The organism is Pseudomonas sp. NBRC 111131 (genome assembly GCF_001320525.1).
In the GTDB taxonomy this organism is placed as follows: Bacteria; Pseudomonadota; Gammaproteobacteria; order Pseudomonadales; family Pseudomonadaceae; genus Aquipseudomonas; species Aquipseudomonas ceruminis.
Window position 1 is genome coordinate 201,506 of record NZ_BCBH01000007.1, and the last position, 10,384, is coordinate 211,889.

At 60.0% G+C, this 10,384-nt stretch carries 9 protein-coding genes and 2 tRNA genes; all 11 read left to right on the plus strand.

Going from position 1 to position 10,384, the window contains the following annotated elements; all coding sequences use genetic code 11:
* The first annotated feature begins 8 nt into the window (after positions 1-8).
* The 11 genes from tpiA to pnp all read left to right on the plus strand — a co-directional run bounded on the left by tpiA (position 9) and on the right by pnp (position 10,336).
* Positions 9-764, plus strand: coding sequence for a triose-phosphate isomerase (gene tpiA / locus APH34_RS09715; RefSeq protein ID WP_054900956.1), 756 nt, complete (start codon positions 9-11; stop codon positions 762-764).
* 4 nt (positions 765-768) lie between these two features.
* A complete protein-coding gene (gene secG / locus APH34_RS09720; RefSeq protein WP_054900957.1) occupies positions 769-1,161 on the plus strand; it encodes a preprotein translocase subunit SecG in 393 nt (130 codons plus the stop codon).
* Positions 1,162-1,182: 21 nt separating this feature from the next.
* Positions 1,183-1,268, plus strand: a tRNA-Leu gene (locus tag APH34_RS09725).
* Between the two features lie 98 nt (positions 1,269-1,366).
* Positions 1,367-1,443 (plus strand) — tRNA-Met (locus APH34_RS09730).
* A 130-nt stretch (positions 1,444-1,573) separates the two neighbouring features.
* Entirely contained in the window at positions 1,574-2,032 is a 459-nt protein-coding gene (gene rimP / locus APH34_RS09735; protein ID WP_054900968.1) for a ribosome maturation factor RimP, read from the plus strand.
* Between the two features lie 59 nt (positions 2,033-2,091).
* A complete protein-coding gene (nusA, locus tag APH34_RS09740; protein WP_054900958.1) occupies positions 2,092-3,573 on the plus strand; it encodes a transcription termination factor NusA in 1,482 nt (493 codons plus the stop codon).
* A 27-nt stretch (positions 3,574-3,600) separates the two neighbouring features.
* Positions 3,601-6,129, plus strand: a complete 2,529-nt coding sequence (gene infB / locus APH34_RS09745; RefSeq protein ID WP_054900959.1) for a translation initiation factor IF-2 — start codon at positions 3,601-3,603, stop codon at positions 6,127-6,129.
* 116 nt (positions 6,130-6,245) lie between these two features.
* Positions 6,246-6,644: a 30S ribosome-binding factor RbfA gene (gene rbfA / locus APH34_RS09750; RefSeq protein WP_016391794.1), complete on the plus strand. Its 399-nt coding sequence runs from the start codon at positions 6,246-6,248 to the stop codon at positions 6,642-6,644.
* A 3-nt stretch (positions 6,645-6,647) separates the two neighbouring features.
* Positions 6,648-7,565, plus strand: a complete 918-nt coding sequence (gene truB / locus APH34_RS09755) for a tRNA pseudouridine(55) synthase TruB (protein ID WP_054900960.1) — start codon at positions 6,648-6,650, stop codon at positions 7,563-7,565.
* A gap of 146 nt (positions 7,566-7,711) precedes the next feature.
* Positions 7,712-7,981: a 30S ribosomal protein S15 gene (gene rpsO, locus APH34_RS09760; RefSeq protein ID WP_012274241.1), complete on the plus strand. Its 270-nt coding sequence runs from the start codon at positions 7,712-7,714 to the stop codon at positions 7,979-7,981.
* Between the two features lie 249 nt (positions 7,982-8,230).
* Complete coding sequence (gene pnp / locus APH34_RS09765; protein ID WP_054900961.1) at positions 8,231-10,336, plus strand: polyribonucleotide nucleotidyltransferase; 2,106 nt, start codon at positions 8,231-8,233, stop codon at positions 10,334-10,336.
* The last annotated feature ends 48 nt before the right edge of the window (positions 10,337-10,384 follow it).

Here is a 10,384-nt window from a genome sequence, read left to right on the forward strand (position 1 = left end):
GGTAAAGCATGCGTCGCCCCATGGTAGCTGGTAACTGGAAGATGCACGGTACCCGCGCCAGCGTCGCTGAGCTGACTCAGGGCTTGGGCACAATGCTCATTCCCGAAGGTATCGAAGTCGCGGTATTCCCACCGGCCTTGTTCATCAATGAAGTCATTGATGGCCTGAAGGGCAAGGGAATCATCGTTGGAGCACAGAATTCTGCAGTACAACCCGAACAGGGTGCGCTGACCGGTGAAGTTGCACCGAGTCAGTTGGCTGAAGCAGGTTGCAAGTTGGTATTGATTGGCCATTCCGAGCGTCGCCAGATTATCGGCGAAAGTGAAGAAGTGCTGAATCGCAAGTTTGCAGCTGCTCAGAAAAGTGGTTTGACGCCGGTGCTCTGCATAGGGGAAACTCTTGAAGAGCGTGAGGCAGGCAAGACGCTTGAAGTTGTTGGGCGTCAACTAAGCAGTGTTATCGACGCGTTCGGTATTACCGCTTTTGCCAATGCAGTAGTTGCCTATGAGCCTGTCTGGGCCATCGGTACAGGTTTGACGGCCTCGCCGCAACAAGCTCAGGATGTGCATGCTGCCATCCGCAAGCAGTTGGCAGCGATGGACGCCGAAGTTGCAGAAAACGTGCAGCTTCTCTACGGCGGTAGCGTGAAGGCGGCCAATGCGGCCGAACTGTTCGGCATGCCGGATATTGATGGGGGGCTCATTGGTGGAGCATCCCTGAACGCAGACGAATTCGGTGCAATTTGTCGCGCCGCAGGAAACTGAACAAATGCTGGAAACAGTCATCGTTGTTTTTCATCTGTTGGCAGCGCTGTCGCTAGTAGTGCTGGTTCTGTTGCAACAGGGTAAAGGTGCGGAAGCAGGTGCATCTTTCGGCGCAGGTGCTTCAAATACTGTGTTCGGAAGCCAAGGTTCTGCTACCTTCCTAAGTAAATTTACTGCTATACTTGCTGCCACTTTCTTTTTGACAGCACTTGGGTTAGGATACTTCGCCAAGCAACAAGCTCACCAGCTGAGCCAGGCGGGTCTTCCGGATCCGGCGGTGTTGGAAGTTAAAGAGCCAAAGCCGGCAGTAAATGATGATGTACCGGTGCTCCAGGAGCAGAAGAGCGAAACCACCCCTAAAGGTGATGTACCTCCTCCAGCCGAAGAGCAGAAGTAACGGGTTTCAAGATGTAGTATTGCCGAGGTGGTGGAATTGGTAGACACGCAACCTTGAGGTGGTTGTGCCCATAGGGTGTAGGGGTTCGAGTCCCCTTCTCGGTACCAATTAAAGCTTGAGAGCCCGCTTTAGCGGGCTTTCTTGCAGGTGGAGGTTGGATTGACCCAGCAACGGGTTCGGTCTTATACTTTCGCCCCAGCTTTGTCGCGGGGTGGAGCAGCTTGGTAGCTCGTCGGGCTCATAACCCGAAGGTCGTTGGTTCAAATCCAGCCCCCGCAACCAGCTTCAGCGGAGCCCCTTTTCAGGGGCTTTTTGCTAGCCGAACAGTTTACGGCGTCGTTGTCCTACGGCGCTTTCAGGGATGGGCGCTTCGCCCATTTTTTATTTGCACAGCATGCACGAGGGGGTTCAGGTGTCGAGCAAGCTAGAACAGTTGCAGGCCTTGTTGGCCCCGGTTGTCGAGGGTCTGGGCTATCAATGCTGGGGGATCGAGTACGTTTCCCAGGGTAAGCATTCGGTATTGCGCATCTACATCGACAAGGAAGGCGGCATTCTGGTGGACGACTGCGAATCGGTCAGCCGCCAAGCCAGCGCCATCCTCGATGTGGAAGATCCGATCAGCAGTGAATATACCCTTGAGGTGTCCTCTCCTGGCATGGATCGCCCGCTGTTCACACTGGAACAGTTTGCCTCGCATGCCGGCGAACAAGTGAAGATCAAGCTGCGTACACCCTTTGAGGGGCGTCGTAACTTCCAGGGCCTTCTCCGCGGTGTGGAGGAGCAGGATGTGGTGGTCCAGGTGGACAGTCACGAGTTCCTGTTGCCGATCGACTCGATCGACAAGGCCAATATTATTCCCAGTTTTGACTGAGACGTGCCGGGCCCGGCGGACTATCCGGGCCCAATGGCTTGCGCAAGGCGAGGCGTACGATGAGCAAAGAAGTACTGCTGGTTGTTGAATCGGTATCCAACGAAAAAGGTGTACCGCCCGGCGTCATTTTCGAAGCGCTGGAAGTGGCCCTGGCTACTGCAACCAAAAAACGTTTTGAGGACGAAGTCGACCTGCGTGTGGAAATCAACCGCCACACCGGTAGCTATGAGACCTTCCGTCGCTGGACCGTGGTCGATGAGGCCGATCTGGACGATCCGGCCATCGAGACCTGGCTGGCCAAGATTCACGAGACCCACCCTGATGCCAAGGTAGGTGACGTGATCGAAGAGAAGATCGAGTCCATCGAATTCGGTCGTATTGCCGCCCAGACCGCCAAGCAGGTCATCGTGCAGAAGGTCCGCGAGGCCGAGCGCGCCCAGGTGGTGGATGCCTACCGCGAACGCGTGGGCGAGATCATCTCGGGGACTGTGAAAAAGGTCACCCGCGACAACGTCATCGTCGACCTGGGCAACAACGCGGAAGCGCTGCTGGCCCGTGAAGACATCATTCCGCGTGAGACCTTCCGGGTTGGCGTGCGCTTGCGTGCGCTGCTCAAGGAAATCCGCACCGAGAACCGCGGCCCTCAGCTGATCCTGTCGCGCACTGCGCCGCAGATGCTGATCGAGCTGTTCCGTATCGAGGTGCCGGAAATCGCCGAAGGCCTTATCGAAGTCATGGCCGCGTCCCGTGATCCGGGTTCGCGTGCCAAGATCGCCGTCCGCTCCAAGGACAAGCGCATCGACCCGCAAGGTGCCTGTATCGGCATGCGCGGTTCGCGTGTCCAGGCCGTATCCGGCGAGCTGGGTGGTGAGCGTGTGGATATCGTCCTGTGGGACGAGAACCCGGCGCAATTTGTCATCAACGCCATGTCGCCGGCTGAAGTCGCGGCGATCATCGTTGATGAAGATGCCCATGCCATGGACATCGCCGTTGCCGAGGACAACCTGGCCCAGGCCATTGGCCGTGGTGGTCAGAACGTTCGCCTGGCCAGTCAGTTGACCGGCTGGACCCTGAACGTGATGACCGAAAAGGATATCCAGGCCAAGCAGCAGGCTGAAACCGGTGACATCCTGCGCAACTTCATCGAGGAACTGGAAGTCGACGAGGAGCTGGCCCAAGTGCTGGTCGACGAAGGCTTTACCAGCCTCGAAGAAATTGCCTACGTACCGTTGGAAGAAATGCTCAACATCGATGGCTTTGACGAGGATATCGTCAATGAGCTCCGCGCTCGAGCCAAGGACCGTTTGTTGACCAAGGCCATCGCTACCGAAGAAAAACTGGCAGACGCCCATCCGGCCGAAGACCTGCTCTCCCTTGAGGGCATGGACAAGGACCTGGCGGCGGAACTGGCGGTGCGCGGCGTGGTTAACCGCGAAGACCTGGCCGAGCAGTCGATTGACGACCTGCTCGACATCGACGGCATCGACGAAGAGCGTGCCGGCAAGTTGATCATGGCCGCCCGAGCCCACTGGTTCGAGTAATTAGGCGCGGCCTGAGGAGAGAAGTGCATGACGCAAGTCACGGTGAAAGAACTGGCCCAAGAGGTCGAGGCACCGGTAGAGCGCCTGCTGCAGCAGATGCGTGAGGCAGGTCTGCCGCACACCGACGCCGGTCAGGTAGTGACCGACAATGAGAAGCAGACTCTGCTGACCCATTTGAAGAGCAGCCACAAGAGCAAGGCGGAAGAGCCGCGCAAGATTACCTTGCAGCGCAAGACCACCAGCACCCTGCGTGTCGCCGGTAGCAAGAGCATCAGCGTAGAAGTACGCAAGAAGAAAGTATTCGTGCAGCGCAGCCCGGAAGAGATCCAGGCCGAGCAGAAGCGCGAGCAGGAAGAGCGCCGCGCGGCTGAAAACGCCGCTCGCGAGAAGGTCGAGGCCGAGGTTCGCCAGCGTAACGAAGAGCAGGCCCGTCGCCAGGCTGCCGAAACGGCCACTGCTGCGCCTGCAACGGCTGCCAAGGCAGAGCCGGCACCTGCCGCTGCCCCGGCACCGGTAGTCGCCGACGCTCCGGCGTCCGAAGACGCCGCTGCCCGTGCTGCCGAGCGCAAGAAGGACGAGACTCGCCGCAACGAAAGCCGCACTCGCGATGACGACCGTCGTCGTGGCGAGGCGCCGCGTGTGTCGATCAAGGTCAAGGTCAAGGAGAAGGAAAAGGCTCCGACGCCGCGTGCCGCTCCGCGCACCACCGACGAAGAGAGCGATGGCGCTCGCCGTGGTCGTGGTGGCAAGGGCAAGCTGAAGAAGCGCAACCAGCATGGCTTCCAGAACCCGACCGGTCCTGTCATCCGTGACGTGACCATCGGCGAGACCATCACCGTCTCGGAGCTTGCACAGCAGATGTCGGTCAAGGCCGCCGAAGTCGTCAAGTTCATGTTCAAGCTGGGTACCCCGGTCACCATCAACCAGGTGCTCGACCAGGAAACCGCTCAGCTGATCGCAGAAGAACTGGGCCACAAGGTGACCTTGGTCAGCGACACTGCCCTGGAAGACTCCCTGGCCGAGTCGTTGAAGTTCGAAGGCCAAACCGAATCGCGTGCCCCGGTCGTTACCGTAATGGGCCACGTTGACCACGGTAAGACCTCGCTGCTCGACTACATCCGTCGTGCCAAGGTTGCTGCTGGCGAAGCCGGTGGTATTACCCAGCACATCGGTGCCTACCACGTGGAAACCGACCGCGGCATGGTCACCTTCCTCGATACCCCAGGCCACGCCGCGTTCACCGCAATGCGTGCCCGTGGTGCCAAGGCTACCGACATCGTCATCCTGGTGGTGGCAGCGGACGACGGTGTGATGCCGCAGACCCGCGAAGCCGTCCAGCATGCCAAGGCAGCCGGTGTTCCACTGGTTGTTGCAGTGAACAAGATCGACAAGCCGGGTGCCGACCTCGATCGCATCCGTAACGAACTGGCTGTCGAAGGTGTGACCTCCGAGGACTGGGGTGGTGACACGCCGTTCGTCAAGGTTTCGGCGAAGATGGGTACCGGTGTCGACGAACTGCTCGAAGCCGTGTTGCTGCAAGCCGAGATCCTCGAGCTGACCGCTACCCCGACCGCTCCAGGTCGTGGTGTCGTGGTCGAATCGCGCCTCGACAAGGGCCGCGGCCCGGTAGCCACCATCCTGGTTCAGGACGGTACCCTGCGTCAGGGCGACATGGTCCTGTGCGGCTCCAACTACGGCCGTGTTCGCGCCATGCTCGACGAGAACGGCAAGCCTGTGAAGGAAGCTGGCCCGTCGATCCCGGTCGAGATCCTTGGCCTGGACGGCACGCCGGAAGCCGGTGACGAGCTGTCCGTGGTTGCTGACGAGAAGAAAGCCCGCGAAGTTGCACTGTTCCGTCAGGGCAAGTACCGCGAGGTCAAGCTGGCCCGTGCTCACGCCGGCAAGCTGGAAAACATCTTCGAGACCATGGGTCAGGAAGAGAAGAAGACCCTCAACATCGTCCTCAAGACCGACGTGCGTGGTTCCCTGGAAGCACTGCAGGGTTCGCTCGGCGGCTTGGGCAACGACGAAGTTCAGGTTCGTGTGATCGGTGGCGGCGTCGGTGGTATCACCGAGAGCGATGCCAACCTGGCGCTGGCGTCCAACGCGGTGCTGTTCGGCTTCAACGTGCGTGCCGATGCCGGTGCGCGCAAGATCGTCGAGCAGGAAGGTCTGGATATGCGTTACTACAACGTGATCTACGACATCATCGAAGACGTCAAGAAGGCCCTGACCGGCATGCTGGGCAGCGATGTTCGCGAGAACATCCTGGGCGTCGCCGAAGTACGTGACGTGTTCCGTTCGCCGAAGTTCGGCGCCATCGCTGGCTGTATGGTCATCGAGGGTACCGTGTACCGCAACCGTCCGATCCGCGTACTGCGCGAAGACGTTGTGATCTTCGAAGGCGAGCTGGAGTCGCTGCGTCGCTTCAAGGACGACGCTGCCGAAGTGCGTTCGGGCATGGAGTGCGGTATTGGCGTCAAGAGCTACAACGACGTCAAGGTCGGCGACAAGATCGAAGTCTTCGAGAAAGTCCAGGTTGCTCGTACCCTTTAATGGGCGAGCATGGCGCCAGCCCCCGTCCCAGGGCGGTGGCAGCGCCTCTGTAGGTAGCGCCCGGTCAGGCTTCAGCCTGACCGGGCGTTTGCCGCTTTACGTTACAGGTAGCAAAAATGGCCAAAGAATACAGCCGTACCCAACGTATCGGTGATCAGATGCAGCGCGAGCTGGCTGAACTGATCCGCCGTGAAGTCAAGGATCCACGCGTCGGTCTGGTGACCATCACCGCCGTGGACGTCAGCCGCGACCTGGGGCATGCCAAGGTTTTCATCACCGTCATGGGTGAAGAAACCCCGGACGCGGTGCAGCAGTCGCTCAAGGCGCTGAACAGCGCCGCCAGTTTCCTGCGCCTGCACCTGGGCCGCTCGATGCAGCTGCGCAGCGTGCCGCAACTGCACTTCCACTTCGATGAAAGCGTCAGCCGTGGTGTACACCTGTCGGCGCTGATCGAGCGTGCGGTGGCCGAAGACCGCCTGCACAAGGACGCCGACGAGCTGGACACCAAGGAGTAAGCGGTGGCCCAGGTCAAACGTATCCGCCGCAATGTCAGCGGCATCATCCTGCTCGACAAGCCGTTGGGGTTCACCTCCAACGCTGCATTGCAGAAAGTGCGCTGGTTGCTCAATGCCGAGAAGGCCGGCCACACCGGCAGCCTCGACCCCTTGGCCACTGGCGTGCTGCCGTTGTGCTTTGGCGAGGCGACCAAGTTTTCGCAGTACCTGCTCGATTCCGACAAGGGCTACGAAACGGTCATGCAGCTGGGGCAGACTACCAACACTGCCGACGCTGAAGGCGAAGTCCTGCAAACGCGGGAGGTGACCGTTGGTCGTGCCGATATCGAGGCACTGCTGCCTCGTTTTCGCGGCCCGATCAGCCAGATACCGCCCATGTACTCGGCCCTCAAGCGTGACGGTCAGCCGCTTTACAAACTGGCACGTGCAGGAGAGGTAGTGGAGCGCGAGGCGCGTTCTGTTACTATTGGCCGCTTGGAGTTGCTCGAGTGCGAAGGCACCCGTGCACGGCTGAGCGTAGGATGCAGCAAAGGCACCTATATCCGCACCCTGGTGGAGGATATCGGTGAGGCCCTTGGCTGCGGCGCCTATGTTGCCGAGCTGCGCAGGACCCACGCGGGGCCCTTCGAGCTGGCCCAGACCGTGACCCTCGAGGAACTCGAACAGGCACACGCCGAAGGTGGCAACGAAGCGCTCGACCGCTTCCTCATGCCTGCCGACAGTGGTCTGCAGGACTGGCCGCTGGTTGGCCTGTCCGAACACAGCGCTTTCTACTGGCTGCATGGTCAGGCAGTACGTGCGCCGGACGCGCCGCAATTTGGCATGGTCCGGGTACAGGATCACAATGGTCGCTTCATCGGTATCGGTGAAGTGAGCGAAGACGGGCGCATTGCGCCGCGTCGACTGATTCGGTCGGAATGATCGAAACCACGGGTCAAGGCTTCGGCTGCGGCCCGCGGACACAAGGGTGGCTGTCAGTAGGCACGGTCACACCTTTTTTATTAATACAGGGATTTGTCCCTGGCCTATTGGACCCGTTCGCGGGTTCCGTTATCAGGAGAAGCCTCATGGCCCTCAGCGTTGAAGAAAAAGCTCAAATCGTTACCGACTTCCAGCAAGCCGCTGGCGACACTGGTAGCCCGGAAGTTCAGGTCGCTCTGCTGACCGCGAACATCAACAAGCTGCAAGGCCACTTCAAGGCCAACGGTAAAGACCACCACTCGCGTCGTGGCCTGATCCGTATGGTTAACCAGCGTCGCAAGCTGCTGGACTACCTGAAGGGCAAAGACACCACTCGTTACAGCGCCCTGATCGGTCGCCTGGGCCTGCGTCGCTAATAGCGGCCTGGTCAGTGGTGTGCATGGCGTGTTGCATGCTTCGGGAACGCTGCCTGGCAGCGTTTGCGTCGAACACGCCACGCGTATCTTCGAGGTTGGCAGCCTGGCAATGTTGAGCGGATTATCCGCTCGGCGCCAGGCTCCCAGCCTCGTGTTGTATCTGGACGGTCAATGGGGCCGATTCCCCGTTCTGCCCAAGAATTCGCAAGAAACCAGTTCCCCCAGAGCCACTGAAAAAGGTAGGAAACCGTGAACCCGGTAATCAAGAAATTCCAGTTCGGTCAGTCGACCGTTACTCTCGAGACGGGCCGTATTGCCCGCCAGGCAACCGGCGCCGTGCTGGTTACCGTCGACAACGACGTCACCGTGCTGGTGACCGTGGTCGGAGCCAAGCAGGCCGACCCAGGCAAGGGCTTCTTCCCGCTGTCGGTCCACTACCAGGAAAAGACCTACGCCGCCGGCAAGATCCCGGGTGGCTTCTTCAAGCGTGAAGGCCGTCCTTCCGAGAAAGAGACGCTGACCTCGCGCCTGATCGACCGTCCGATCCGCCCGCTGTTCCCTGAAGGCTTCATGAACGAAGTCCAGGTCGTCTGCACCGTGGTGTCCACCAGCAAGAAGACCGACCCGGACATCGCTGCGATGATCGGTACCTCGGCTGCCCTGGCCATCTCCGGCATTCCGTTCGAAGGCCCGATCGGCGCGGCTCGCGTTGCCTTCCACGAAAGCACCGGCTACCTGCTGAACCCGACCTACGAGCAACTGGCTGCCTCCAGCCTGGACATGGTCGTCGCCGGTACCGAATCTGCTGTACTGATGGTTGAGTCGGAAGCCCAAGAGCTGACCGAAGACCAGATGCTGGGCGCCGTTCTGTTCGCCCACGACGAATTCCAGGCCGTTATCCAGGCTGTCAAAGAGCTGGCCGCTGAAGCTGCCAAGCCGACCTGGGACTGGAAACCAGCCGTTGCCAACACCGAACTGTTCAACGCCATCCGCGCCGAATTCGGTGAGGGCGTTTCTCAGGCCTACACCATCACTGTCAAGGCTGACCGCTATGCGCGCCTGGGCGAGCTGCGTGATCAGGCGATCGCCAAGTTCTCCGGTGAAGAAGGCCAGCCATCGGCGTCCGAAGTCAAAGAAATCTTCGGTGAAATCGAATACCGCACCGTTCGCGAGAACATCGTCAACGGCAAGCCGCGTATCGATGGTCGTGACACCAAGACCGTGCGCCCGCTGAACATCGAAGTCGGCGTACTGCCGAAAACCCACGGTTCTGCACTGTTCACCCGTGGCGAAACCCAGGCCCTGGTCGTTGCGACCCTGGGTACTGCCCGTGACGCCCAGCTGCTGGACACCCTTGAAGGCGAGAAGAAAGACCCCTTCATGCTGCACTACAACTTCCCGCCGTTCTCGGTCGGCGAGTGTGGTCGCATGGGCGGTGCAGGCCGTCGTGAAATCGGTCACGGCCGTCTGGCCCGCCGTTCGGTCCAGGCCATGCTGCCTGCTGCTGACGTGTTCCCGTACACCATCCGTGTGGTTTCGGAAATCACCGAGTCCAACGGCTCGAGCTCCATGGCCTCCGTCTGCGGTGCTTCCCTGGCCCTGATGGACGCGGGTGTACCGATGAAGGCTCCGGTTGCCGGTATCGCCATGGGCCTGGTCAAGGAAGGCGAGAAGTTCGCGGTCCTGACCGACATCCTGGGTGACGAAGACCACCTGGGCGACATGGACTTCAAGGTTGCTGGTACCGCCAAAGGCGTTACTGCGCTGCAGATGGACATCAAGATCAACGGCATCACCGAAGAGATCATGGAAATCGCCCTGGGCCAAGCCCTGGAAGCGCGCCTGAACATCCTCGGCCAGATGAACCAGATCATCGGCCAATCGCGTACCGAGCTGTCGGCCAACGCCCCGACCATGATCGCGATGAAGATCGACACCGACAAGATCCGTGACGTCATCGGTAAAGGCGGCGCCACCATTCGCGCCATCTGCGAAGAAACCAAGGCCTCGATCGACATCGAAGACGATGGCTCGATCAAGATCTTCGGCGAAACCAAAGATGCCGCGGAAGCTGCTCGCCAGCGCATCCTGGGTATCACCGCAGAGGCCGAGATCGGCAAGATCTACGTGGGCAAGGTCGAGCGCATCGTCGACTTCGGTGCCTTCGTCAACATCCTGCCGGGCAAGGATGGCCTGGTGCACATCTCCATGCTCAGCGATGCGCGTGTAGAGAAGGTGACCGACATTCTGAAAGAAGGTCAGGAAGTTGAAGTTCTGGTACTGGACGTGGACAACCGCGGCCGTATCAAGCTGTCGATCAAAGACGTTGCCGCTGCCAAGGCTTCGGGCGTCTAAACGACCGCCATGCAATATGAAAAGGGCCCCTTCGCGGGGCCCTTTTTT